Below are 26,012 nucleotides of genomic sequence, written 5' to 3'. Positions count from 1 at the left end.
TACTGTCGATTTTTTTTTGAAAGATTTTCTGGCCATATAGCGGTCCACAAGTCTAACTTTTCTAGTTTAAAACTTGAAGCCATCAATAAAAATGATATGGCTCGTGATGTTGTCATTGATACGATAGTTCTTCTAGCTAACATCATTCACCATGCAAATATGCTCGATAATGATCTTATTCATTCTGGACCGAAATCTTTGAATTTGGAACTATCTCATGAGAATTTAAAGGATATTGTCTACGGAAAATCAAAGACGCGCGGTAATTAGATACTTAAAGATTTGTCGATCAGCGCTGCCACCATGCGGAGCCACTTTCCGTGGCGCTTGGTGCCGTTCTTTGATCCCGAGGCGGTGAAGGCCGCCAAGCACTCGAGATGCCACTATGCGAGCCACCGCAGGCGGAAGGTTCAGTCGCCAGCTGGCAGGCGCATCATCTCGGCGGCGCTCCGGCACGACTCGTTGATGGCAGGGATTTGCAATTCGAGGGGTAGAATGGATCGCTCAGCCCGCCTCAACAGCTTGATCAAGAAGGTAGCCGACACCCCCACCCCCTCAGGCGAGCTTTTCGCCGAGGTGTGGTTCGCTACCACCGGCAAGCAGCATCCCGACATCAAGGGTCGGTTCGCTGTCCTTATGGACGCCAAGGCCTGGACCGAAGCCGGACTAAGAGCGCCTAACGGAACGGGCACGGATCGGGCGGGCGGGCGGGCGTAAATATTGACGGCTGGTACGCTTCTGCCCGAGGATCTCTGGACTAAGATTGCTTCTGCCGCCGCCCCGCCCACGTCCAGAAGGTGGTCGACGGCCGATCGAGAACCGAGCTGCATTGACCGGCATTCTGTTCGTGCTGCGCTCAGGCGTTCCGTGGGAGATGCTGCCAGCGGAGATGGGCTGCGGCTGCGGGATGAGTTGCTGGCGCCGCTTACGGGACTGGCAGGCGGCCGGCGTATGGGCGCGCCTGCATCAGGTGCTCTTGGAGCGCCTGCACGGGGCGGGCGAGATCAACTGGAGCCGAGCGAGCTTAGACAGCGCCTCTGTCCCAGCCAAAAAAGGGGCTCTGCCACCGGCCCGAACCCGACGGACCGGGGCAAGGCGGGCACGAAGCGCCACCTCATCACCGATGCGCGAGGTACGCCGCTCGGCTTCCGCCTGAGTAGGGCCAACCGGCACGACAGCGTGATGATGGCACCGACCCTTGATGCCATTCCACCCGTGCGCAACGGTCGGCGGGGCCGGCCGCGACACTGCCCGGACAAACTGCACGCTGACAAAGCCTATGACGCTGAACCGCGCCGACACGAGTGCCGAGCGCGTGGGATTGTACTGCGCATCGCACGCCGCGGCATCGAGAGCAGCGCGAGGCTGGGCCGGCACCGGTGGGTGGTGTAGCGCACGCACGCTTGGTTCAACCGCTTCCGTCGCCTGCCCGAGCGCTACGAGCGACGTGCAGACATCTACGAAGCCTTCACCAGCCTCGCTGCCAGCCTCATCGCACTCAACCAAATCAGACGGTTCTGTTGGGCGCTCTTAGTACACGGGGCATGACCCACATCAGCGGCGTGCGGTGTCATCCGCAAACGCCGGGCAAGATCGAGCGCTGGCACCAGACACTCAAGAACCGCATCCTCCTCGAATACGCCTACTTTCTTGGCGAACTCGAAGCACGGGTGGCGGCCTTCGTCGAGCATCACGATCACTGCCAAGCTCACGAAAGTCTCGGCAACCTCACGTCCGCCGACGTCTACTTCGGACGCGTCGAAAGAGTCCTGGCCGAGCGAGAACGCATCAAGCGTCAGCCTCTCATGGATCGCCACGGGCGCCATCACGCGCAGGCCGCCTAACCTCTCATCCCAGATAAACCAAAGCCTCTGCTCCTGAACCCCGCACACTGTTCCAAATCATCTGACGACGGACAGCAGCCGTGACGTTGCATCCTTCAGGATCGCAGGCTCGCTCCGCATCGTCATGCGGCCGACGACGCACCGACTGCGAACCCGAGCCTCGCTGCAGGAACGGCCGGGCGCCTGCGGATCAGCGTACCGGTTCTCCGGTCGATGCCGCGCGGTAGGCTTTCTGAAACCTTCTCGCGTTCCAGGCCGTAGCCAGAGCTTCCGCCCGTCTCGGTCGGTACAACGAGGAAGCGCCTTTCCATGACCCGATCTGATTTTCGTTTGAACGCTAAGACTCTGGATGCCGATACTGCTCCGCAGCCGATCAACCTCGAGGCGGGACGCCGCGCCTTCCTGCAGACCCTGGGCCTCGGGGTGGTCGGCGCAACGCTTCTGGGCTTCGACGTCGGCCACAGCCCGGCCGCGGCGCAGTCAATCACCGATGCCGACATCTTCAACTTCGCCCTGAATCTCGAGTACCTCGAGGCTGAGTTCTACCTTCGGGCCTCCGTCGGCCAGGGCTTGGCCGACGCGGAGGTCCAGGGAACCGGCACCCTCGGTCCGGTCGCCGGCGGCCGCGCCGTGCCATTCCAGTCCCAGATCATCGCCAACTACGCCAACGAGATCGCGCGCAACGAGCGGCAACACGTCAACACCCTGCGCGCCGCCCTCGGCAGCAACGCCGTCGCGCGGCCCGCGATCGACCTCGGCTTCGCCTTCACCATCGCCGCCCGCGCCGCCGGCCTGGCCGGCCCCAACGACACCTTCGACGCCTTCGCCAACGAAACCAATTTCCTCTTGGCCGCCTTCATCTTCGAGGATGTCGGCGTCACCGCCTATCACGGTGCCGCGCCGCTCATCAAAGACCCGGCCAATCTCGCCGGCGCCGCTGGCATCCTCGCCGTAGAAGCCTACCACGCCGGCATCATCCGTACGGTGCTCTACAGCCGAGGCCTCTACACCCAAGCCCAGGCCATCTCCGACGCCCGCGACTCGCTGGACGGGGCCAGCGACCTCGACCAGGGCATCGGCAACGCCACCACCTCGAACCTCACCCCGGTGGATTCGAGCGGCATCGCCTTCCAGCGCACCCCCCAGCAGGTCCTCAGCATCGTCTACCTCAACGCTGGAGCCCAGCCTAACGGCTTCTTCCCCAAAGGCCTCAACGGGAACGTAAAGTAACACCGTCCCCGGGTGCGGTCGTCCGACGACTGCTGACCAACGACGCCCAACGCGGTACGCCGCGTCGGGAACCGATCGGCCTCTTCCTCCGTCGCGCCCGTGGGCATCGGCAACGTGGATACCCTCGAAAACGTCATCTTAAGAGGCGTCTGCGCCCATACGCCGATGACGCGTATGCTGACGATTCAAACCTGCGGTACCCTTGTCGTCCTCGGCGCCTTCGCCCTGGCCGAGGTCGCAACTTACGCTCTCGACGCCTCCCCTAACTGGGACCTAGCATGGTATCTCAACGTGGTGGTGTTCCGTTCCTTCGAGCGCGCTCGTGTCGAATCCTCACCTTTGAATGGCGCCTTTGGCCCCTCGACGCTACCCATCGTTCTGGCGCTGATGGCGGTTGCCGTCGCCTTCCGGCTGATGCGGCTCCGCTTGGCCGTAGCGCTCATGGCCAATCTCAGCTTCGGCGCGGCGCTACTCTTGGCCCATGCGGGGCTGTCGAGCGAAACCGGGCCGGCGACGGCTTCGCTGTCCGCGATCAGCCTGCGACCCAGGGCCGAAACATGGACGGTGGGCCTAATCATCATCACCTCGTTCGTCGCGTTCGCAACAAGTCATGCCGGCTTCGTCCTGGCGATCTGGCGCGACTCCAAGGGGGGGCGTTCGGAAGCCTGCCCGCTCGCCGACGGGGCGTGATCCTCCCACGCGTCTTGGTTGCCGCAGGCTTGTTTTTAGTCCGTGAGGGTCACAGCCACGCCCGGGAGGTGACCGCCCTCGTCGGCCAGAACGGCTGGGATCTCGAGCGCTTCGGCACCGAAGCGACGATCCTGCGGGCGCGGCGTGTCACCACGTCCGTTGCAAGCACGGGCGGCCTGCTGCTGTCATGCGCCGGAGCTGACCGGCGCCTGCGCCTGACGTTGCCGGGCGCCATCGCCGCTACGTCCGGCGGCTCGGGAGCCGGCCGGCTACTCATGCGGGCAGGCGGGGCGGCATCGACCGCACGCGTGACCGTTCAGGGCGGCGTCCTGACACTGACGGATCAGCGGATGATCGACATGGTGCTTCTCGAACTGCGCGCCTCCGCAGGAGCTTCGCATACGCTTAGCTTGCTTCTCGACCTGGGATCCAGTTCGATCATGCTGGGCCGATCGATGGCGTTCCATCTCTCCTTCGCGTCAACGGCCGGCGACGCGCCAGCCTTTCGCGACGCAGCGGAAGCCTGCGGGCGAGACACTACAGAGTCCACCCCTGCAACGCCGCGGTAACGAGAACTACGCCTTAGTTCGGTAGCTTCCTGGCTTTAGGTCGTACCTGGCGTTGACACGCGGGAGTGCGTTGCAGCGGCCCGACCGAGTAGGCGACCGTTCGGGGGTCGCACCGCACATTAGGTCTGAGGACGCAGTGAAGATCGTCAGTCTGTCTACAATGATGTGCACGGTCCTCTTAGTCGGAGGATGCCAGACGCCGCTCTTCGGAGAGTCGGTCGTTTCCAGTGATCCTCCCGCCTTCGACACGGGCATCCTCACCTCGAACGAGACAAATCGCCTCGGCCGAGCCGACCTCGCCGCGGGAAACTACGGGATGGCCGAGCGGCATTTCCGCGAGGCCGTGGAGAAGGATAAGAACGATGCACCGTCCTGGATCGGGCTCGCCGCAGCTTACGACAACCTTTCGCGCTTCGAACTCGCCGATCACGCCTACGCCCAGGCTGTTGGGCTCCTTGGCGAAACTCTCGAAGTAGTCAACAACTTGGGATATTCCTATCTGTTGCGGGGCGACAAGCGTCGGGCGTTGCAGCATTTCGAACGTGCCTTGAGGCTCGACCCGACCAACGCCGTCGTTCGCAACAACATCAAGATCTTGCGCGCTGGCGAGCGGCCGAACCGAGCTGTCCCGCTTTAGGACCGCGGAACAACTGCAAGGCTCAATCGCGCGTATGAGCTGGGACGGGGGGGGATATGGTAGACTTGAACAGACGATATACGTTGCGGCTCGAGAACTAGTAGCCGATTTGCCTAACGCAGTCTCAAGGCTTGCTCCTGGAGACTTAGCTGGTTAATGATTTTTATAGATCCAAATTTATTTTTATAGCATAACATAGGTTATGGATATGACCGCCGGCGCCACATATCATAGGAGCTTTTGCCCGGGCTAGGCACCTCCACGACAGACGTTATTGGTTTAAGCAAAAAATTGCACTTGATCGTAGGACGGAATGTCCTAGCTTGGCACAGTATATCTGCGGTCATTGGGCGACTAAGGCTACAGATACCTTCGTGCAGCTGGAGCGACACACCGTGACTGATGATCTGACGCGTGGAGCCAGCAAGGCTCTGACCTCGCAAGACAACGCCGTCGATTTTGCGGCCGGGCGCCGTGCTTTCATACAGACCGTTGGGCTCGCCGCCGCGGGCGTCGCCGTTCTCGGCGGACTGGATGTTCAGCCGGCAGCAGCGCAGTCCGCCCAGACCGACATCGACATCTTCAATTTCGCGCTCAATCTCGAGTATCTCGAAGCCGAGTTTTATCAGCGGGCCGCCTACGGTCAGGGTCTGTCAGCCGCGGATGTCGACGGCGTTGGTAACCCGGGGCCCGTGTCGGGCGGTCGACAGGTACCGTTCGCAGACCCGAACATCCGCAAGATCGCCGTCGAACTCGCCAACGACGAACTCGCGCACGTCCGCACCTTGCGCCGGGCGCTCGGGTCCAACCGCGTCGCACGCCCAGCGATCGATCTCAACTTGGCGTTCACTTTCGCCGCGCGCTCCGCTGGGCTCGTCGGACCGAACGACGTCTTCGACGCCTATGCGAACGATGCAAACTTCCTGCTCGCGTCCTATATCTTCGAGGATGTCGGTACGTCCGCCTATCTTGGCGCGGGGCCGCTGATCAACGATCCGGCGAACCTATCCGGCGCGGCACGGATCCTGGCGGTCGAAGGCTATCACGCCGGGGCCATCCGCACACAGCTCTACGTCAATGGCTTCTATGCGCAGGCGCAGGCTATCTCGAACGCCCGCAATTCCTTGAACCCGGGAACCAACCTCGACCAAGGCATCGGCGATGCCAACACCGCCAACATCGTCCTGACGAACCCCACGACCGGCGTCACCCCGGGGCGGACCACCACCCAGGTACTGAATATCGTTTATCTGAACGCTAATACCCGACCGACCGGCTTCTTCCCGAATGGCCTCAATGGAACCATCCGCTAAGTCGAACGCAATTCTTCCATTCAGGACGAGGTATTTCCGATCATGACTCAAAGCATGCCCCGCTTCGCCAACGATGTTTTCCGGCCGGCCGACGGTCCGGAGGTCAGTGTCGCCCAGGGCCGACGTGGCTTCATACAGGCCCTAGGCCTCGCTGGACTCGGAGCCGCCATCCTTGGTGGAAGCGCTACGACCGCCGCCGCGCAGGCTGCGCCGAGCGACTTAGACATCGCCAACTTCGCTCTCAACTTCGAGTATCTCGGCGCCGAATTCTACCTGCGGGCCTCCGTCGGGCGCGGCTTGACTGATGCTGAGGTCAGTGGGTCCGGCACGCTCGGTCCTGTCTCGGGCGGTCGGCAAATCACCTTCGCAACGCAATACATCGCTAACTTCGCCAACGAACTCGCCCGTGACGAGCGGGCTCACGTTAATAGCCTCCGTGCGACGATTACCAACGTCCTTGGCGGCACGCCGATCGCGCGTCCTGCGATCGACTTAGCTTTCGCCTTCACCTTGGCGGCCCGCTCGGCCGGGCTGATTGGGCCGAACGACACCTTCGATCCCTACGCCAACGAGAACAACTTCCTCCAAGCGGCCTTCATCTTCGAGGACGTCTGCGTCACGGCTCTCGCTGGTGCCGCGCCGCTGATCCGCAACAAGACCTTCCTCGCCAACGCCTCCGGCTTCCTCGCAACGGAATCGTACCAAGCTGGGGCCATTCGCACCTTCCTGTACTCGCGCAACCTTCTGCAGCAGGCCAGCCTAATTTCTGGCGCCCGCGACGCGGTCGACGGCCCCCAGGCGGATGATCAGGGCATCGGCGACAACGCAACGATCAACATCACACCGACAGATGTCGACGGCCTCGTCTTCGCCCGCACGCCGCAACAAGTGCTTCGGGTGGCCTACCTCAACGCCAACGGCACGCCGACCGGTTTCTTCCCTAACGGAACGAACGGCACGATCCGGTAGCTTTTAACCGACCGGCGCAAACGAGAAGGGGGCAGCACCGCCGCAGGTGCTGCCCCCTTCTCGTCGTGCAGCGTCGCTCCCGCTATACCGGTCCCGCTCGTCGTCCGTCCGCCTCTGCGGCTTCAGCGTCCGCGGGCGATCGCAGCGTTCCGCGACTTTGTGGATCCTCCCAATTTGCATCCGGCCACGGCGTTCGCCGACGGCACCCCAGTAAGCTATGCCTGACCTCGGTCCTGTGCTGCTCAGTCCGCGGATGTCAGTCCGTTTCGACAAGCTGCACCACGTGGCGCAGCTTGCCGTCGTCCTGGGCGGGCGTGAGCAGCCCAACGAATTCGACCAGTGTCGCGCCGAGATCCGACGGTTCGGTGACGAAGACCTTGGCCACCCTTCGCGAAAGGTTTGCGGCGGTGGCCGCGCTAGGGAAGGCCGTGCAATCCGCGATCGACAGGTAGAGGATGCGTCGCCGCGCCTGCGTTGGCGGCAGCGTTCCAGCATAACAAATTGGCGCCGCGCGCTCGCGTAGGGGACTGCTCGCCGGCCCACCACTCGGGATCGTCGCAGTTGCGGACCCGTAGCTTCGGGTATCGACGGGCTTGCCCTCGCTGCTTCGGTCGAGGCCGAGTTCTTGCAGATAAAGATCCCAGCGGGTCGGCGAATCTCGCAGCCGCGCCTGAAGGTTCGGCGACTTGTTGTCGTGGTTCCAAAACACGTACTCGTCGAGCGCAGAGCGCGCCCCGAGGCTGCCGACCGGTCCGGCCGTGCGCCAATCTCCCGCCCCTTGGTCCCAGGGAGCGGACAGCCTCAGGCCCTGGAAGGCGCTGTCGCGCGGCAAGGCGAACGGCGGCGCTGTGCTGTAGCCGTTGATCGGCGAGGCGCAGGTCTCATAGCGCCGCCCCTGCACCACGATCGGTGCCGGAGGATAAACGGCGAGGTCGGGGGCCACCGGTCCGGCGCGTCCGAAGTAGCGGTCGAAGCGGATGTTGAGCGCGTCGTCGTATTCAGTGGGCGCGACGTTGGTGCGCAGGACGACGCCGTCGCCGTAGCAGAACTGGGGCCTGTCGCCCGCCAAATCTTGCAAGCTCTGACGCGTCCCGACGCGGTCGGGGCGGTCGAGGAGCGCGATCGATCCAGCCACGCGGTTGCCATCCATGCGTAGGAGGTACTGCCGTCCGGGGCGTACGGTCGCCGCGAAGGCGTCCGGGTCAGGCTGACACAGGACGGCGGGGGTTACATCGCAGGCGTAGTACTGCGATTCAGCGATGGCGCGGCGTCGCACGCGTGCTGAACGGCCCCCCAGTAGGGCGAGCAGGCTCGCATCGAGCGAGACCTCCGACGTCGTCGCCTCCGCATAGACCGCGGAGGTGCCAGCGGTCTCGGCGAGGGGGCTCGTCGCGCCGGCCTTGAGGTCCGAGAGGTTGGCGGCGAATCGCAGGCTGAGGCGCCGCCCGCCACCTAGGTTGGCCAGCGTGACGCGGTTGTCGAGCGCGAGCGCTGCGCCGCGCGCCGCCGCTATGGCGCCAGCGGAGCGATCGAGGCGGTTTGCGGCGGCGAGCGCCGCAGCATCGGCTATCGCGGCGGCCTGCGTGTCGAGTATCAGGAGCCGCGCTCCGTCCACGGCCAGTCCAATGAGGCCGAGCAGGGCTGGGATGCAGATGGCGAAGAAGACGAGTACGAAACCGGCTTCGTCCTGCCGGACGGTCGCCGCGCGCCGCAGCATCTGCCGAGATCGAGGCGGATCGGCGATCACCGGGATGTAAGGTCCTCGCCGGGGAGCGTCGCGGAAGCGCGCAACGGGATGCGGCGTCCGATCAGGTCGCCGAGGATGAGGGACTCGTACTCAAGGCCAATGAGACGAATGGTGACGTCCACCGGTACGGGCGGCGGCCGGCCGACATAGCCGAGAGCGTTAGTCGCGTAGCTCACCTGCACGTTCTCCGAGCGGATGCCCGGCAATACGGCTCGCATCGCGGCGAGGATCGGCGCGAGCCGCCCGCCCGACGGGGTGAAGCCGCAGGCATTCCCGTGGCACGTACAGCCAGTAGAAAGATCGCACGTCACGGCGAAGGTCGGGCAGGGGCTCGGATCCCGCCCCGCCGGCAGACAGCGCAGGCCCGGCGGGAGGTCCCGCCAGTAGGCAGCACTCTCCGTGCGAACCAGGCCGGGACCGGTGGCGACGGGATCGGACACGATCGCGCGACGGACGCCGAGCTGGACCGCCTTGGCTGCCAGATTCAGGTTCCAGGCATAAAAGCTCACCTCCATTAGACCGAACACAAGTAGCAGGATGAGAGGCAGGACGAGCGCAGCCTCGATCAATGCGGCCCCCTCCTCGCCGATCAGGACCTGCGGCGCGTCATTCCGCAACGCGAGCCTCCTGATGGATGGCCGTCAGCCTCATCGTCGGGCTTAGACCGACCCAGCCGAGCATGTCGACGGACAATACGACTTCCGCCATCATCATCACGGTGCCTGAGGGCGGATCCGGGAGGGGATAGACCCGCACCTGGGACAGCGCGAGGCGCGTGTTCTCGACGATTTGATCGGTCGCGAGCGCCACCGCGTGGGCCGCCCCGGCCGAGCAGACAGAACGGCAGGTCGGGTCCGGTACGCGTGCGAGGTAGCGCGTCCCTCCGCGAACCGCCTCCGTGATGGCGGACTGGACGAGGAGCGCCCGGCCGAGTTCGAACCCGCCGGCGAGCAGCACCAGCAGCAAAGGCAGCACCAGAGCGAATTCGAGGATCGCCGCGCCCTCCTCGCACTGGTTGAGCGCCCTCTGACTTGTCGTGGTCGTGGCGGGCATGGCGGCCGTCAACCAGCCAGAACGTGCATTATGCGCATCACAGCCGGAGCTAGAACGGCAATCAGCACGACGGGGAAGATGAAGAGGCCGAGCGGAAGCGTCAGCTTCGGTGGGAGCGCCGCGGCCTTCTCTTCAGCGCGCGCCATGCGCTTGTCGCGCATCTCATCGGAGAAGACGGTAAGGGCCTGAGTCAGGTCGGTGCCGAGTTCGATCGTCTGTTGAAGCAGGGCCGCGAACGAGCGCGCCTCGCGAAGGCACAGGCGTTCGGCGAGCGTTCGCAACGCTTCGCCCGTGCTTTTGCCGGCGCGCATCTCCCCGGCCATGAGGTCGAGATTGGTGCGGAACTCTGTGTCACCACGGCCGAGCTCCCGCGCTGCTCGTTGCAGCGCCGCTTCCAGGCTCAAGCCTGCATTGATGCACACCACGAGCATGTCGAGGAAATCGGGGAACGTCTGGCGGTAGCGCACCTCCAGGATCCGTTGTCGGCGGCTCAGGTAGGCGCGCGGCAGATAGTAGGCGACGGCGAGAAGCGTTAACGTCAACGCCGCCTGTTCCATGAGGCCGAAGACCGGCAATAGGACGGCGCCGGCTGCAAAGCCGGCGAGCGGCAGGAACGAGAGCAGGGCGATGCGGGACAGAGCAAAGGTCGTCACTGCGGACGGCTCAAAGTATCCAGCGCGGATCAGCTCGGCTCTGAGGACCCGTTGCGCCGCCGGATCAAAGCCAAGGCGGGCCGGGTCGATCCATGGCCCACGCGTCTCCTCGCCGTCGGGGAAGTCGACCGTGGCGATGACGCCGTAGCGGCGGCGCACGCGGTCGCGCTGCCCAACCAGTCGAATCCCCGTGGCGGCGAGAAGCGCTCCGGATGCGAACACCAGGATCGTGATGAGGAGCAGGATCACTGGGCTACGGCCCACGCAGACGCGATCACGGCGCTCAAACCTTTAGGTTCACCAGCCGGAGAATCACGGCGTTGCCGATCAGCAGGAGGACGAGGCTGATTGCCAGAACCGTGCTCGAGGACGGGCTCTTCCAGAACTCGGCATAGTACGCCGGGCTGAGGATGTTAATTAGGGCGAACAACCCTACGGGCAGGATGCTCAGGGCGTAGCCGCTGAACCGACCTTCCGCCGACAGGGCCCGGACTTTGCGCGACAGGCGGAAGCGGTCGCGCAGCATGCGCGAGAGGCGAGCCAGGATCTCTCCCAGGTTGCCGCCCGTTTGATGCCCGATTGAGACCGCGGCGACGACGAAGCGCAACTCCGGATAGCCGACGCGCTGGTAGAGGTTCTCGAGGGCTTCGGTAAAGCTGCGCCCGTAATTGACTTCATCGACCACGAGCGCGAATTCGCTCTTGGCCGGCTCAGGCATCTCGCGGGCGACCAACGCCATCGAGACGGGCAGAGGGTGGCCGGCGCGCAACGAGCGCGTGATGACGTCGAGGACTTCCGGCAACTGCTCGCCGAAGCTGGCGATGCGCCGCGCGCGCTTCACGCGCAGCCAGGCGAGCACAAGGCTGCTGGCGGCGATCAGCGCCGCGAGCAGCCGCAAGGGGGCGCTAGGCAACGGCAGGACGACGAACAGCACGACTGCCAGTCCGGCGACGAGGCTGCCGAGACCCGCTGGCGTCATCGCCGTCCCGGATTGCAGGAATAGGCGCGCTAACGCCCGAGCCGGTGCTGACGTGCCGAGCCGCGAGGCGCGGCGACGGAGAGCCGCGGGCTCGTCGGGCATAGTGTCGCCTGCGAGCGCATCGAGGCGCCTGCGGGTCGCGCTCCGTCCCTGGAGGAGAGTCGAGGCAGCAATCTGGCCCTGTTGGACGGCGAACGCCACCCCGGCGAAGACCGCGAGGTAGATCAGCAAGGATCCGACCGACATGGCGTTACAGCGCTGCTCGGGGATCGAAAAACGCCCCTGGCATCTCGACGCCCTGCGCGCGGAGCTCGGTCAGGAACTTCGGTCGCACGCCGGTGGCCCGGAACTGTCCGACGACGGCCCCGCGATCGTCCACACCTTCGCGCGCGAACGTATAGATTTCCTGCATCTGGATGACATCGCCCTCCATGCCGGTGATTTCGGCAACGCTGGTGACGCGACGCTTGCCGTCGGTCATGCGCTGCAGCTGGAGGATGAGGGTGATGCCCGACGCGATCTGGCTGCGCACCGACGACACCGACATGTTAGCAGCGGCCATGCCGATCATCTGTTCGATGCGCGACATCGCATCGCGAGGCGTGTTGGCGTGCACCGTAGTCATCGAGCCCTCGTGGCCCGTGTTCATCGCTTGGAGCATGTCGAACGCTTCCTCGCCGCGGCACTCGCCGAGGATGATGCGGTCGGGTCTCATGCGCAAGGCGTTCTTCAAAAGCTCGCGCTGACGGATCTCGCCCCGCCCCTCGACAGATGGCGGCCTAGTCTCCAGGCGGGCCACATGGGGCTGCTGCAATTGCAGCTCCGCCGCATCCTCGATGGTGATGAGCCGCTCGGTCGATGGGATGTAGGAGGACAGGGCGTTGAGCATGGTGGTCTTGCCCGAGCCCGTTCCGCCGGAGACGACGAGGGAAACGCGGCCCTTCACCGCCGCCTTCAGCAGCTCGGCGATCGCCGGACGCAGCGCACCGAGCTCGACCAGCCGCTCCATCAAGATCGGCTTCTTGGAAAACTTTCGGATCGAGACCAGCGGTCCGTCCACCGCTACAGGACGGATCGCGACGTTGACGCGCGAGCCGTCGGGCAAGCGCGCATCGACCATCGGCGATGATTCGTCGACGCGGCGGCCAACGGCGGCGACCATCTTGTTGACGATACGCAGGAGGTGCGCCTCGTCCTTGAAGCGGACGGGACTGAGTTGAAGTTGGCCGCCCCGCTCGACGTAAACCGACATGTGCGCGTTGATGAGGATGTCAGTGACGCTCGGATCCTTCAAAAGGGGTTCAATCGGTCCCAGGCCGATCATCTCGTCAACGATGTCGGCGGCGAAGGCCTCCAACTCGCGCTGATTGAGCGTAAGCCGCTCCTGGGTCGCATAGTCCGCAACGTAGCGGACCACCTGCCGGGCGAGATCGCTCGCGGACAGCTTGTCGATCAGTGCAAGGTTGAACTCGTCGATGATGCGCCCGTGGAGCCGGACCTTAGCATCGATCAGCGCCGTCCCGGGCGTCGACGTCAGCGGCGGAGCGTCAGGCAGGATAGCACGGGGCGCGATCGCGGCCGGAGCCGGTTCCGGTGTCGTCTCGTTGGTAGCCGGTCGGCCGGGTGCCTCGCGCCAGCGGTCGGAGAAACCCGGTTTCATGCGGCGCCCCCCTGCCGGCCGAGCGCCTTGCGGAGATCGGTTTCCCGAGCGTCGGCCTCGCCGCCCTTCGCGGCGGCGGCCGAGCCAGCGACGAGTCCCTCGATCCAGGTCGCGAGGCGACGAATGTCGCGACCGACGCGGCTGTCGGGGGCCGACTCGAGCAGCGGGCGCCCGGAATCGGAGGCGTCTTCGAGGGCAGAGCCGTCACGGCGCACGAAGAAGAGGCGATGCCCGTCAAGTACCCGCTCGATTTCGGGACGGCGCTTAAACCGTCCGAAGAGGTCAGTGCAGACCTGGTTGACTGCCACGGCGCGCTTGCCCTCGGGAACACCCAACCCGGCGACATGCGCCAGCCGAAGGGATAGGCGGCGGAGGGCCGGCACGGTGGTGGTCCCAGTTACGACGACGGCGTCCGAGCCCTGGATCAACGTGTCGGTCCACGCGAGCCAGGTCTCGGGCAAGTCGAGAAGGATCGCGTCGTAGCGAGCGCTGATCGCGTCGATGAACGTAAAAATGAGGCCCGGTCCGACCTCTTCGGCGGCCGAGGCGCGCATCGGGCTCGCGAAGATGTCAAGGCGGTTCGCGTAGCGGCTGGTGAAGACTTCGATGAGTTGCTCGTCCAGGCGCTCAGGGCGTCCTATGATCTCGGCGATGTCGAAGCGGGGCTCAACATCGAGGCAGTCGGCCAGCGTGCCTCCCTGAAGGTTAAGGTCGAGGACGGCGACGCGTCCGCCTCCCCGACGAGAGTTGGCGAGCCGGTTGGACAAGTGAACCGCCGCCTCGATCACCAAGGTCGTGTTGCCGACCCCGCCCTTGCTCGGCAGGAAGCTGACGACCCGTGCGCCTCCGTCGCTGTGAGCGGGCGCGGAAAAGCTGAGCGCCACCTCCGCAAGCTCCGCCTCGCAGCTTCCCCACTGGATCCATTCGCCTGAGCCGGAGCGCACCAAGGCCTTGTAGGCCTCCGGCACGACGGTGTCGGCGACGAGGACCACGAAGGCTTGCCCGGCTGCCTGCACGGCGAAGTCTGCGGCATCGAACGCGAGGGAGGAATCGGCCAACAGGACGAGCGCCCGCGGCGTCGCCAGGAACTGCTTGTCGATCCTAAGCGCATCCATCGCGGCGACCGTCGACACGGTGAAGCCGAGATCGGCGGCAACCGAGCCGAGCCGCGCGGCGCCTTGCGAATCCGCACCAACGATGAAGCATCGCACTGGAAGACCTGTACCTGTTGTCCGTTCTCACGATAGGCGCCGCGGCCTGTCGCCAGCGCCGGGTCGGCGATCAGCCCGATCGCCGGCCGCTGATCACCGCTCCGCGGCAACCGTGTAGGATTCAGTCTTCGAACCATTCCGGATGACATTGATCACCGATCCGGACGGCAGCGCTTTGGCGGCAGCAGGAGGCCCCATTGACGCCATGGCCGAGGGACGATTGAGCTCCCGCATCCGCGCTTCCATCTCCGACAGACGTTGTGCCGCCTTCCGGTCGGCTTCGGCGCGCGCTTCGTCGTCGGCCTTTCGCATCGACTCGAGGCGCTTCTCCAGCTCGGCGATGCGGTCGCGCTCGATCGTTTCGCCCGAACCGAGGTCGCTCGCCGTGACGCGGATGCTCGGCCTGTCGTCGGCCTCGTTGGCTTGGCGCAGGACCAGGGACAACCGCCCGATGCCCTGCGCGAGCACCACCTTCTGAGCGTGCTGGGGCGTCAACTCCAGGGTGACGGCTCGCGCCACCGTCGGTTTATCCTGGCCTTCTGTGGCGATCTGGTCGACTGCGAGTACCTTGGCGTTCTGAAGAAGCACGTCGGCGAAGGCTGCCGAGTCCAGGCCCCCGTTCTCGCCGCGGGTCAGGATCACGTCGACGCGGTCGCCGGGCAGGACGAAGCCCGCGACGCCCCGCACCTCGTCGACGCGGACTGTGACGGCGCGCATGCCTTCATCGAGTTGGGTGGACAGCGTTGCGCGCTGGTTAGGTGCCGTAACACGGGGCGCGAGGATCGGCTCGTTGCGCTGAATGCTCGCGAGGGCGAGGCGGCGCCCGTCGCGCACTAAGTCACCGACATGCGCGAAGGATCCGTCCAGCGGATCGGCCGCATGCCATGCCACCTCGCGAAGGTTCTCAGGAGTCAGAACGGCGCCTGCAGCGATTGGTCCGCGGGCGACGACGATAGTGCGGCCGACCACTGCAGGACGCCCCTGGATAAGTCCATGCGCCAGGAAGGCGGCTAGCAGCCCGAAAACCAGAGCGATCAGCAGCGTGATCCTGGGGGAGAGTCTCACGGCTGCTCACATGGGGCGGATGGGTTCGAGATCTTGCAACTAATCTTAGCGAACTGGGCGTTGATGCTGGTCCCCGTGGCGGAGACGCCGACGATGGCCACCAGCGCGATCAGCGCCACGAGGAGAGCGTACTCCACCATGGCTGCACCGCCCTCATCCCGCAGGAAATCTCTCACGAAGGAACGCATACCCAATTCATCCTACCCTTGCTCGGCTGCGACGCCCGCCGTTCGCCTCATCCTACGAGAATAAGGCCCGAGTGGATTCACGATTGCTTAACCCTTCGAGCGAGTCAATTACATGCCCGTACGTGGCCCGAAGGTCCGAACAAGGAGGCCGCTCTCCCTCGTGAGGAACTATAACAAGGCACGCTGCAGTCCCATCACAACTAGCCATGCGGCAGCGATGCAAGGGCCGAAGGGGATGCGCGTTCGCCCGTTCGTCGTCCGTGACGGCACGAGTCCGAAGCGTGCTCCCGCGGTGTAGAGCAGCACGGCGCAAAGCAGCAGGATGGCGAAAGTGAGGGCGCTTTCCGGTCCGAGCCAGAGAAGCGCGACGCCGAGCAGCTTCGCATCGCCGCCGCCGATCATCCGAGCCGCGAACGCACCGATCAGCAGGGCGAAACCGCAGGCGGCGAAGGTGACGTGGACAAGGAGCAGCCCCACATGGCCCTGCAGGAGAGAGGCGCCGAGAAAGCCGCCCGCGAGAAGCGCGACGGCGCGGTTCGGGATGCGGAACCGCCGCAGGTCCTCGGTCGCTGCCCAAACTAGGACGGCGGCAATGGCCAGGTCGATCAGCACCGGGCCGAAGCCTCTATCGCACCCCATGGATCAGCGGATCACGCGGTCGTGCGAGCTCGCCGTCGGCGGGTCGGCGCGCATAGAATAGGGCGCCCGCCCTTCCGGCGCAGGTGCCGCCTTGAGCCCGCCCCCGTTCCCTTGATCTGTCAAACATCCTCGCATCGCAGGCGCCCTACCGGAAACCGGACCCTCCGATTGGCGGTGCGTTGGACGACCCTACGGGTACCGGAGGCGGAAGCGCGCTCGCGCCCACGCCCGCGCCCGCGCCCGGTCCCGAGCCCGGGTTGCGGTAGCGTTCGATCGCGTGCTGAGCGCGCTCGCCACTCGCGTCCCGATCATATTGCTGGGCGTGAGCCGGCCAAGGGTTGATGACGTGCTTGGCGATGTTGGCTTGGACGGCCTCGCCCGAGCCGAGTGTGAGCGTGTCGCGGCGGGCCAGATAAGCGTCTTGGCATCCTGCCGTCAGCACGCAGACGAGGGCGGCGGTGAGACATCGCGCCGGATGGGGCCGGGGCATCGTCGCCATCAACGCACCAGGATTTGCGACCCGGCCTCGGGGGCCGGGACAATGTGCCCGTGCGGTCCGATAGCGCCACCACGCGACGTCACGAAGGTACGCGTGTCCCGGGCAATTTCCATCTTACCGTTGACGAACAAGTCGACGTCGTTGGCCGGCAGCGTCGTGTCGAGCGGCGAGGCGAGCACCTGGCCTGGTTTGGCCGGGTTCACGAGCGCCGGCGTCACAATGACGACCAGCTCCGTCTCGCTGTCCTGGAAGGACGGGCTGCGGAACAGCGCCCCCAGCACCGGCACTGAGCCGAGCCACGGCAACTGCTCGATGGTGCGTGTCGACTGGGTCTGGAGTAATCCGGCGATCGCGAAGCTCTGCCCGTCGCGCAACTCGACGCTGGTGCGCGCCCGGCGCTTGGTCAGACCCGGCACGGAGACGCCGCCGCCGACGCCGACAGCGAGCGTCGGGTCGATCTGGCTAACCTCCGGCTCGAGTTGGAGGTTGATCTGGCCGTTGCGCAACACCGTTGGGGTGAAGGCGAGCCTCACGCCGAACTCCTTGTAGGAGACCGTGATCTGCGGCGAGCCGTTGAATGTCTGATTGGCGATCGGTATCGGGATCTCGCCGCCGGCGAGGAACTCGGCCCGTTCTCCGGACTGCGCGATGAGGTTCGGCTCGGCCAATCGCCGCAGAAGGCCTTTGGTCTCTAGGGCGCTGATGAACACGTCGAGCTGGCGCGACGAGCCGCCGAACGACTGTACTAAGGTTCCGAACGGCACGCCGCCGGTGGTCGCGGCGCTGACCGCCGTACCGACGAGCCCTGACAGGAGCCCAGTGCCCGGGTTCTGAGTGCTTGTCGCCTGGTTCACGCCACCGAAATTGCCGACCGCGGCCAGCGTCCGCGGGCCGCCGAACTCGAAGCGCGCGCCGATCTCTCGCCCTGCCGTACGGTTCACCTCCACGAAGCGGACCTTGAGCATCACCTGCTGCGGGGATTTGACCCTAGTTAGGTTGATGGTGCCCGGGGGGGCAACCTGCATCGCGCGGTCGACGGCGGGCCCATCGGATGCGACGCCGCCCAGGATCAGACGATCACCCTGGCTGCCCACGGTCAGGCTACCCTGGCCGGTGCTCTGCCGGACCTGCGAGGTGATCGCTTCGACGTCGGGACGCACCTCGATGTCGAGGAGGCCAACGAGCCGTTTCTCGGCATCGATCAGCGATACGTTGGTCGTGCCGGTCTTCTTTCCCAACAGGTAGATCGTCCGATCGCTGATCGGCACGACGTCGGCAATCTCCGACGACCCGACTAGAACGTCTGCGAATATGCTGTCGACCTTAATGGTCTGGGATTTGTTGACGGTCAGCTTGAGCCGGCTCAGGACGGTGTTGCCGCCGGAGCGCGGAAGCGTTCGAACCTGAGCCACGGCCGGTGCGGCGACCATCAGCGCGACCGCCGCAAGGCAGGCCAGGGCGCCAATCGCCCGTCGGTGATGTCCGAGAAGGTCTACGGTCCGTTCGGCCACGGCTGCTACCTCGAGAACGCATCGCATGCTTTAACCGGACGTTAACGAGTGTCCGGGCGCAAACCTAGCCGCTGACGGAGCCCCGCACGCGATTGCTCGTCCGGTGAGGCTAGGGCGACACGCTTTGCCTTTTGATGGCTTTTCAACGACCTTTGTTGCCGTCTCTCCAGACTTGTGATTAGTCGCCCCGTCCAACGTAGGCGCAGGGTATAAATGCACGGCCGGAATTAAGTCCGCCTACGGGCGCCACACATGGAAATCCCGTTCTCATGCGCTTCTTTCGTAAAAGATCCGCCAAGACCCTGGATCATATACCAAGTAGCGAGACCGAAGCAGCGGTCTTCGATGCCGTGCAAGCTTCCGGCTTCTTCGACCCTGAGTTCTACCTGCTGCGCTACCCGGAAATTCGCTCCTTCCGAAAGGGGCCGCTCGTTCATTTTTGCCAGTACGGCATCTATGAGCATCGCGATCCGGGTCCGAATTTCGATACACGTGCATATCTAGACGTCTTCCCCGAGGCGGGAAAGCTCACGGTCCCGACATTCCTACACGTCCTCGGCAGCGAGCACATCGAGGAGCCAGGTCTCTGGCTTGCCAGAGACATTGGATCACTGCGCTTCCTCTTGGAACGCAGCGGCTTGTTCGATGCCAAATGGTACAAAGCCCGGAACCCCGACCTCGTGCGCGTCGGCCTGGATCCGATCTCGCATCTGCTGGACCACGGGATGCGCGAGTGGCGCGATCCCGGCCCGGGCTTCGAAACTGCCTTCTATGCGGAGAGCCATCCGTCGTTCCTGGCGTTGGGCCTCTCCCCCTTGGAGCATTTCTTGCGGATCGGCCGCGCGGCCGGCTACACCGCCACCGGCCTGCCGAAATACGAGCGATGGGTCCAACGCTTCCAGGCTTTGAGTGTGGCGGATGAGGCGCGCATCGCCGCGGACGCAGCGGTTCGGCCCCTGCCGGCTATCGCGTGGTACGTTTCGCCAAACGACGCCGACACCGACGCGGTGCAGGCGGCCCTCGCCGCTCAGGTCGGCGCCGAGCCACGCCTCGTGGGCGGTGAGCCAGGCACGACGCTCGCCGGCCTCGCTGACGGCACCGTGTTGATCCTCATCGGGAGCGGCGCGCGTTTGCGCCCACAGGCCTCGTATGTCCTTGCCCGCGCCCTCGAAAGCTTCGGGATGCTGGCGGCCTACAGCGATCATGACAGGATCGACGATGCGGGCGTCCACAGCCATCCGGTCTTCAAACCGGCGATGGCCCCAGACTTCATGGCACGGCTCCCCTATGCTGGGCCGGTCGTCGCCCTGACGCTCACGGCAGAGACCCGTGCTCGTGCGACCCAGGCATTTACGACGGCCGATCCCTCGGCGGCTTGGGGCCGCCTCCTGCTCGGCCTGCCCGCGACGCGCGTGATGCGGGTGCCGATGCCGCTCTACAGCCTACTCGATCGGGCCGTTTCGGAAGACGGGGAGGAGGGCGTCTACGAGCCCGTCGCCACGCGTGGCCTGCCGGCATCGGCGCTCCATCCGAACTCGTCGACGGAGAAGACCTGGCCTCCGGTGAGGATTGTCATTCCGACCCGCGACCGGCTCGAGTTCCTGGAAGCCTGCCTCGATAGCCTCTTCGAGCATACGACCTATCCCCGCGACCGGATGCGGGTCGTGGTGGTCGACAACGATTCCAAGGACGCCGCAGCGCTCGCCTACCTCAACGCTTTCGCAGCCCGTCCTTGCTGTACCGTCTTATCATCGCCGGGGCCGTTCAATTTCGCCAAGATCTGTAATGATGGCGCAGCTGGGTCTGAAAGCGAGATTTTGGTCTTTCTGAACAACGATACCACGATTCTGCAACCCGACTGGCTGGACAAGCTCGCCCACCAAGCTGCCCGGCATGAAATCGGCGCGGTCGGAGCGCAGCTGCTCTACCCGGATCGGACGGTGCAACACGGTGGCGTCATCTTAGGAATCCAAGGCGTTGGCGGTCACCGCCTGGTCGGCGTCAAGGCGGACCGGGCGGCCCAGCGCGACGTCACGCGCGAGATGGTCGCCGTGACGGGTGCATGCCTCGCGATCCGCGCGGCGGTGTTCGAGGAGCTCGGCGGCTTCGATGAACGACTGGGCGTGGCGTTCAACGACACGGCGCTTTGCGTGCGCGCCCACGAGGTCGGGTATCGAAACCTCTACATCGCCGAGCCGCTCCTGATCCACCATGAGTCGAAATCGCGCGGGTTCGACGACTCCCGCGACAAGCTGGCGCGCCAGCGTCGCGAGGCAACCTACGTGCGCGAACGCTACGGGGCGCTGTTCCGCGACGACCCTTCCTACAGCCCGAACCTGTCGCTCCAGAACGTCGGCCACCTTGCGGTCCCACCGCGGGTCGTACGGCCGTGGCGGCGGTCGAAGCCGGGCGCGCGCAGGGCGCTCATCCTGTCGTCCGTTCATGGGATCGGCCACGGCGTCGCCGAGGTGGTGGCGCAGCAGGCCGCGTTCCTGGTCGGGCTCAACTGGGAGGTCATCGTCGGCGGCCCGACCACGCGTCGGGACCGTCCCTATCCGGGATGCCGCCGGGTCGCGATCTGGACCTCTATGGACGCGGCCGCGCTCGCCGTGGAGGACGGCGTCGATTGTATCATCGCCCATACGCCACCCTTCTTCTCAGTAACGCGCTTCCTAGGACGGCGACCGCTGGTCTACCTGTATGACCACGGCGAGCCGCCGCCCGAACTGTTCGTCACCGATCGGATCCAACGCGAGGACGTCGATTGGGAGAAACGCTTCGTCGCTCCCCTGGCACGCCGAACCTTCGTGATTTCCCGGGCGATCCGCGACCAACAGTTTCGCCGTGACGCCGTCGTGCTACGCAACGGCAACTCACACCTGTCGTCATGGACGCCGGACTGGGCGCGGCGGCGGGCAGATCTGCGCGCGAAATTCGGCTTCGCCGGCCGCTTCGTCGTGCTCAACGTCTGCCGTTTCGGTGCGGAGGAGCGGCGCTACAAAGGGATCGATGCCTACATCAAACTCTTGGACGACCTGCCGTTCATCGTCCCCGACCTGGCCGAGATGGGGGTGTTCGCGCAAGCGGGGAGGGGCGACCATCGTGACATTGCCCACGTGAAAGCAGGCGGATTGACGCCCTTCGCTAACGTGACCGATGTCGAGTTGGCCGAGCTCTACGCGGCGAGCGATCTCTACCTCAGCCTATCGCAGTGGGAAGGCTACAATCTCGGTATCGGGCAGGCGTTGGCGATGGGACTTCCGGTGGTAGCCTCCGATATACCCGCTCATCGTGAGTTCGGGATCGATACGGCTTCCACTACCCCACGCCTCTGTGCCCTGATCGCCGAGCACTACGCGGCCTGGGACGAGGCGGCGACCGCGCGACAGGCCAGGATCGAGCCCTGGGAAGTGCCGCTGGCGCGAATGGCGGAAGTGATGGAGGCCGACTGCGCCGAGGAGGATGTCGGGCCGTGGTATTGATCGGGTCGACGAAGCTGTCGCATCCAGCGATGCGTTCCGCGCGGCGATCGCAGCGCTGATGCCGTCACGGCTTGGAGCTCTTTTCGGCCGCATCCTCGGGAGGAGCCACTCGCTGTCTTCCGAGCCAAGCCTCGTCGCGAGCTTGCCCGCACAGGCGGAACCGGCGCCGCTTTCGACCGTGCGCATCGAGCGGCGCGATCTCTGCCTCGCCGACCTTAATGCGGAGGGCATACGAGCGCTGATCGGCGAGCTGAATGCCGTCGCGGATCAGGTCGGATGCGTCGTGTTCCGCCCGCCGGGGACCCATGCGTGCGTTACTATCATCTTCGCGGGCAACCTCGAGCGGTTCTTCATGTTAGCGGCGGCCCGTGCGCTGCGTGGTCCAGTCGTCTACGTTCAGGACACCGTAAGCTGGTGGTACCAGGGGTCGGAACGTCTTCCCGAGCTCGACACCTTCTGCCGGGCCGTCCTTGTCCCCGAGGTCGGCGAAGCCCGGGCTCTGCTGTTCGGGCAATCGTCGGGGGCCTACGCGGCGCTCGCAGCGAGCATCCACCTGCCGTCGGCCACGGTCATCGCCTGCGCACCACAGACGTTCTCGGATGCCGCTACGAAGGCGCGAATCCGCTTCGTTGGTATCCGGGCGCTCTCGACGCCCGAGGGGCTGATCGACCTGCGCGAGCGGCTCACCCGACATCCCGATCCGAAATCAATGCGCGCCCTCGTCATAGCCGCGGGCGAAGTTGACAATCCGGCGACCGCTCACTGGTGGGGCGATTACCTTCACATGGTGCGGATGGCCGATATTCGGGATCTGTCGATCTTCGTCGTGAATGCGAACACGCACGTGATCGCCCACGGCCGCGTCAACCGCTTCGCCGAGCTGCTCTCGAATCTCGCGGCCCTGGCGTTCGAGGCGCCCTCAATCCGCGAGTCCGCCCTCGACGCATTCCTTGAAGCTGAGTTCGGCAGACCGCTCGGATAAGCGCCGTTGGACCGGAGCGCGCACCGAACGGCTCGGATCGCCTTATGACCTGACGGGCACTGCCACTCAATGCGATGCTTGGTTATCCGGGGTGGAAACACAGCAGCCTCTGCCTTGTCCGCCGGCGGCACCGGCGCGGCGCCGCGACGGTCCAGACGACAGCTGTGCGCTGGGATATCCCAGCGGATCCCCTAAAGCTTAAGGTACGGCCGATGCCGAGAAGTCTGATCTTGCTGGTATTCTGGACCGAGTCAGTTAAGAGAACACTGCATGGCAGCGCCATAGGTAGTCGGAAGGCCAGATCCGGGACGGTGACAGGCGTGGGCGGGAGGTCCCAAGGGAAGAGTGCGGCCGAACACAGTTGTAGGGGTTCTGCTAGGTTCCATTACGATCTGCGCCCTGGGCAGAGAAAGAATCTTTCAGCGTAGGCACTTGTCCTTCAGCTTGCCGTCAAAGCTCGCGGTAGTCGTTCTCCCAGGGGGGCTGGGAAATGTACTTGATTTCAGAACCGGCTTTGGCAACCCATTTACCCAGCACCTTCGAGATCATCTCGCTGCGCGGTGTTTCAGTTCCGGCCCGTTGTCGTAGCGGATGTGCTCTGGGATGCCGTGGAGGCACATCGCGTCGGCTAGGGCCTCAATCACGCCCAGGCTGTCGATCCGCCGTGCGACCTTTAGCGCGAGACAAGCCTGGCTGTGTGTTCATCAATCAGCGTCAGGATGCGCAGGCTCCGGCCGTCGTGCGTTTGCGCCTGTACGAAGTCGAAGCTCCAGATGTGGTGGCGGTAGAGCAGTCGCAGCCGCACGTATGAGCCGTCGTTCAACCATAGGCGGATGCGGGGCCGCTATCGACTGGGGACCTTCAGCCCCTCTCGACGCCAGATGCGCTGAAATCGGTCCTTGCCCACTTGCCAACCGGCTGCCTGCAGTAGTGCCGTGACGCGACGGTAACTGTCGCGCCCGTACTCGGACACCAGGGCGATGATGGCGCGGGTCAACTTATCCTCGTCGGCCGGCACGGTGGGCACTTAGCGCTGCGTACCCCGATGCTGGCCGACAATTCGGCAGGCGTGACGCTTCCAGAGGCCGTACTTCTTCCGGATGCCGTTGACCGCCTGCCGGCGTCGCTCGGGGGCTAGATGGAGTATTCCGGGTGCATCGCGCTGTGGAAGCGGCATGATAGTGCTCCGAACCAACCTCGGAGCCCTGCCATGGACCAGCAGCACCACGTCGGCCTCGATGTTGCCGTGAAGGGGACCGCGATCTGCATCGTCGATTCCCACGGCAGGGCGTTCACCGCGCCACCGTCGAGAGCCATCCCGAGGTTATTAGCCAGCATCTCGTCGACCTCGGGCACAGCTACGGGCGTGTCGGCCTGGAGGCGGGGCCGCTCTCGCCTTGGCTCTACGCCAGCCTGGTCGTGGCCGGGCTCCCGGCGATCAGCGTCGAGACCCGCCATATGATGCCGCCCTCTCGGCGCGCATCAACAAGATCGACCGCAACGACGCCATGGGCATCGGCCAGGTGATGCTGCTCGGCCTGTTCAAGCCGGTCCACGTCGAGACCTCGGCCAGCCAGCAACGCCACCTGTCCCTGACCTCGCGCAAGCCCCTGCAGCGCAAGGCCTACGACATCGAGAGAGACCTGCGCGGCCAGTTGCGTAACTTCGGCCTCAAGGTCGGCGTCGTGGGGGCCGCCGGGTTCGAGCAGCGCGTGCGCGACCTCGTGCTCGATCTGCCGTTCGTCGCGGCCGTGGTCCTGCTGCTACTGGAGGCACGCTCGGCGCTGCGGACCTAGTTCGCAAAGCTGTACAAGATGCTGTTTGACCAAGGTCCGTACCGATCCGATCTGCGGGCGGCTGATGACCGCGCCTGGCATCGGGCCGATCGTGGCGTTGACCGACCGCACCTGCGTCGACGATCCGGCTCGGCTCGGACGCTCGCGATCCGTCGGGGCGCATCGCGGTGTGACATCGCGGCTCTACCAATCCGGTGAGACGATGCGGATCGGATGGATCTTGAAATGCGGGGACATGATGATGCGTGCCGCGCCGTTTGAGGCCGCGCTCGTGCTGCTGACCAGCCGGCGCGGCCGGTGGTCCTCGCTCAAGGCCTGGAGGCTGGCCGTCGCTAAGCGCTGGGGCATGCAGAAGGCGCTCGCGGCCGTCGCCTGCAAGCTGGCGATCGTGCTTCACCGCATGTGGCGCGACGAGACGGACTTCCGCTGGTCGGTCGCGACCGTTATGGCGACCTGAGGCCCGCACACCAGCATAACGCAACATCGAGTTCCTCCGGCGTGGGGGAGGTTCCTGTCGGGCAACGGGAGCGGATGAGACCGAGGAAACTCGAGCGACGGTTCGGTCGAGCGCGCGGCTCGAGAATAGTTCCGACCACTCCCTCGGATCCCATCATGATGGCGGCCCACGCCGATCTTGGAAAGAAGCAAGAACTTCACAGGACTGTTCACGCGCCGAACTGGAATGCGCACGAAAGGGCGCTGAACGATGAACCCCGTATAAAGCACATTCTTCCCGAGGTGACGTCCGCCAGAAATTGTCTCTCCAAGAACATGTCGGCTACTAGCCATCGCAATTGAGCGTCATTGCACTTCAGCGCTTTCATCTTCTAAGCTAGGTCGGTCTTCAGACCGCCATTCTCTTAACGTAAGCGGCGCTAAACCTGCTGAAAAACATCGGCTTTCTTACGTGCGACGACGTTACTCTTACCCTGGGCCGTCTGCGCCACGAGCTGGCGCAACATCAGCACGACCTACTCCACATTTGACCTCTGTCCTCGCTTCGTCCCCAACTCCTCTGATCCAAGCTAATCCTCTCAATCAGCACGGTCCAGAGCCAGCCTGTCAGGTCAGCGGCAGAGCGCGACTTCCTGCCGGTCAGCGACGTGGTGAGGGCCCATGTCGATCTGATCGGGCGAGGCCTGGACATCGCGGGTGGGTCGGTGTTCAACGTCGCCTCGGGGCGGCCGCGCAGCATCGCCAGCGTGGTGGACGACCTGCGCCGGCACGCGCGGGTGCCGTTCGAGGTCCGGGTCGCACCGGACCGGATGCGCCCGTCGGAGATCCCGGTGGCGGCC

General features: G+C 64.9%; 19 protein-coding genes and 4 pseudogenes. 11 read left to right on the top strand and 12 right to left on the bottom strand.

What is annotated here, in order from left to right; all coding sequences use genetic code 11:
• Positions 1-720 precede the first annotated feature (720 nt).
• The 8 genes and pseudogenes from MKK70_RS29380 (at position 721) to MKK70_RS29345 (ending at position 7,252) form a co-directional block, all read left to right on the top strand.
• Positions 721-1,548: pseudogene (locus MKK70_RS29380) on the top strand (IS5 family transposase).
• A pseudogene (locus MKK70_RS29375) lies at positions 1,530-1,844 on the top strand (integrase core domain-containing protein); the annotation flags it as partial. The pseudogenes MKK70_RS29380 and MKK70_RS29375, both read left to right, overlap by 19 nt.
• Positions 1,845-2,174: 330 nt before the next feature.
• Entirely contained in the window at positions 2,175-3,074 is a 900-nt protein-coding gene (locus MKK70_RS29370; RefSeq protein WP_243951546.1) for a ferritin-like domain-containing protein, read from the top strand.
• A gap of 99 nt (positions 3,075-3,173) precedes the next feature.
• On the top strand, positions 3,174-3,764 hold the full coding sequence (locus tag MKK70_RS29365) for a hypothetical protein (protein ID WP_243951544.1): 591 nt from the start codon (positions 3,174-3,176) through the stop codon (positions 3,762-3,764).
• Between the two features lie 68 nt (positions 3,765-3,832).
• Positions 3,833-4,333, top strand: a complete 501-nt coding sequence (locus tag MKK70_RS29360) for a hypothetical protein (protein ID WP_243951542.1) — start codon at positions 3,833-3,835, stop codon at positions 4,331-4,333.
• 136 nt (positions 4,334-4,469) lie between these two features.
• Entirely contained in the window at positions 4,470-4,970 is a 501-nt protein-coding gene (locus MKK70_RS30925) for a tetratricopeptide repeat protein (RefSeq protein ID WP_243951540.1), read from the top strand.
• 395 nt (positions 4,971-5,365) lie between these two features.
• Entirely contained in the window at positions 5,366-6,283 is a 918-nt protein-coding gene (locus MKK70_RS29350; protein WP_243951539.1) for a ferritin-like domain-containing protein, read from the top strand.
• A 54-nt stretch (positions 6,284-6,337) separates the two neighbouring features.
• Complete coding sequence (locus tag MKK70_RS29345; RefSeq protein WP_243951537.1) at positions 6,338-7,252, top strand: ferritin-like domain-containing protein; 915 nt, start codon at positions 6,338-6,340, stop codon at positions 7,250-7,252.
• Positions 7,253-7,508: 256 nt separating this feature from the next.
• On the opposite strand, the gene MKK70_RS29340 is transcribed toward MKK70_RS29345, so the two are convergent.
• The 11 genes from MKK70_RS29340 to MKK70_RS29290 all read right to left on the bottom strand — a co-directional run bounded on the left by MKK70_RS29340 (position 7,509) and on the right by MKK70_RS29290 (position 18,457).
• Positions 7,509-8,999: a TadE/TadG family type IV pilus assembly protein gene (locus MKK70_RS29340; RefSeq protein ID WP_243951535.1), complete on the bottom strand. Its 1,491-nt coding sequence runs from the start codon at positions 8,997-8,999 to the stop codon at positions 7,509-7,511.
• Entirely contained in the window at positions 8,996-9,616 is a 621-nt protein-coding gene (locus MKK70_RS29335; RefSeq protein WP_243951533.1) for a TadE/TadG family type IV pilus assembly protein, read from the bottom strand. Before MKK70_RS29335 ends, MKK70_RS29340 begins: the two co-directional genes overlap by 4 nt.
• Positions 9,606-10,052 carry a TadE/TadG family type IV pilus assembly protein gene (locus MKK70_RS29330; protein WP_243951531.1) on the bottom strand — a complete coding sequence of 149 codons (447 nt, stop codon included), beginning with the start codon at positions 10,050-10,052 and terminating at the stop codon, positions 9,606-9,608. Before MKK70_RS29330 ends, MKK70_RS29335 begins: the two co-directional genes overlap by 11 nt.
• A gap of 8 nt (positions 10,053-10,060) precedes the next feature.
• The gene (locus MKK70_RS29325) at positions 10,061-10,954 is read right to left on the bottom strand and encodes a type II secretion system F family protein (protein ID WP_243951529.1); all 894 of its coding nucleotides are present in this window, start codon (positions 10,952-10,954) and stop codon (positions 10,061-10,063) included.
• 34 nt (positions 10,955-10,988) lie between these two features.
• Positions 10,989-11,915, bottom strand: a complete 927-nt coding sequence (locus MKK70_RS29320; RefSeq protein ID WP_243951528.1) for a type II secretion system F family protein — start codon at positions 11,913-11,915, stop codon at positions 10,989-10,991.
• A gap of 19 nt (positions 11,916-11,934) precedes the next feature.
• Entirely contained in the window at positions 11,935-13,344 is a 1,410-nt protein-coding gene (locus MKK70_RS29315; RefSeq protein WP_243951526.1) for a CpaF family protein, read from the bottom strand.
• A complete protein-coding gene (locus MKK70_RS29310; protein WP_243951524.1) occupies positions 13,341-14,555 on the bottom strand; it encodes a CpaE family protein in 1,215 nt (404 codons plus the stop codon). The genes MKK70_RS29315 and MKK70_RS29310 overlap by 4 nt, the downstream gene beginning before the upstream one ends.
• Positions 14,556-14,648: 93 nt before the next feature.
• On the bottom strand, positions 14,649-15,620 hold the full coding sequence (gene cpaB / locus MKK70_RS29305) for a Flp pilus assembly protein CpaB (protein WP_243951522.1): 972 nt from the start codon (positions 15,618-15,620) through the stop codon (positions 14,649-14,651).
• The gene (locus tag MKK70_RS29300; protein WP_279603851.1) at positions 15,617-15,808 is read right to left on the bottom strand and encodes a Flp family type IVb pilin; all 192 of its coding nucleotides are present in this window, start codon (positions 15,806-15,808) and stop codon (positions 15,617-15,619) included. The genes cpaB and MKK70_RS29300 overlap by 4 nt, the downstream gene beginning before the upstream one ends.
• A 168-nt stretch (positions 15,809-15,976) precedes the next feature.
• Positions 15,977-16,420, bottom strand: a complete 444-nt coding sequence (locus MKK70_RS29295) for a prepilin peptidase (RefSeq protein WP_243951519.1) — start codon at positions 16,418-16,420, stop codon at positions 15,977-15,979.
• A 525-nt stretch (positions 16,421-16,945) separates the two neighbouring features.
• A complete protein-coding gene (locus tag MKK70_RS29290) occupies positions 16,946-18,457 on the bottom strand; it encodes a type II and III secretion system protein family protein (protein ID WP_243951517.1) in 1,512 nt (503 codons plus the stop codon).
• 269 nt (positions 18,458-18,726) lie between these two features.
• Between MKK70_RS29290 and MKK70_RS29285 the strand changes: the two genes are divergently transcribed.
• Together MKK70_RS29285 and MKK70_RS29280 are read left to right on the top strand one after the other, a co-directional pair.
• The gene (locus MKK70_RS29285; protein ID WP_243951516.1) at positions 18,727-21,939 is read left to right on the top strand and encodes a glycosyltransferase; all 3,213 of its coding nucleotides are present in this window, start codon (positions 18,727-18,729) and stop codon (positions 21,937-21,939) included.
• Positions 21,920-22,921 (top strand): hypothetical protein, encoded by a 1,002-nt coding sequence (locus MKK70_RS29280; protein ID WP_243951514.1) that lies wholly within the window; start codon positions 21,920-21,922, stop codon positions 22,919-22,921. Before MKK70_RS29285 ends, MKK70_RS29280 begins: the two co-directional genes overlap by 20 nt.
• Positions 22,922-23,198: 277 nt before the next feature.
• Here MKK70_RS29280 and MKK70_RS29275 read toward each other — a convergent pair.
• Positions 23,199-24,059, bottom strand: a pseudogene (locus MKK70_RS29275) (integrase core domain-containing protein); the annotation flags it as partial.
• A 72-nt stretch (positions 24,060-24,131) separates the two neighbouring features.
• Between MKK70_RS29275 and MKK70_RS29270 the strand changes: the two are divergent.
• Positions 24,132-25,174 (top strand): annotated as a pseudogene (locus MKK70_RS29270) (IS110 family transposase).
• Positions 25,175-26,012: the final 838 nt, after the last annotated feature.

The sequence above is a fragment of the Methylobacterium sp. E-041 genome, assembly GCF_022829665.1.
Classification (GTDB): domain Bacteria; phylum Pseudomonadota; class Alphaproteobacteria; order Rhizobiales; family Beijerinckiaceae; genus Methylobacterium.
Note: the sequence above shows the minus strand (reverse complement) of the source record. Positions and strands in the feature narration are given on the sequence as shown.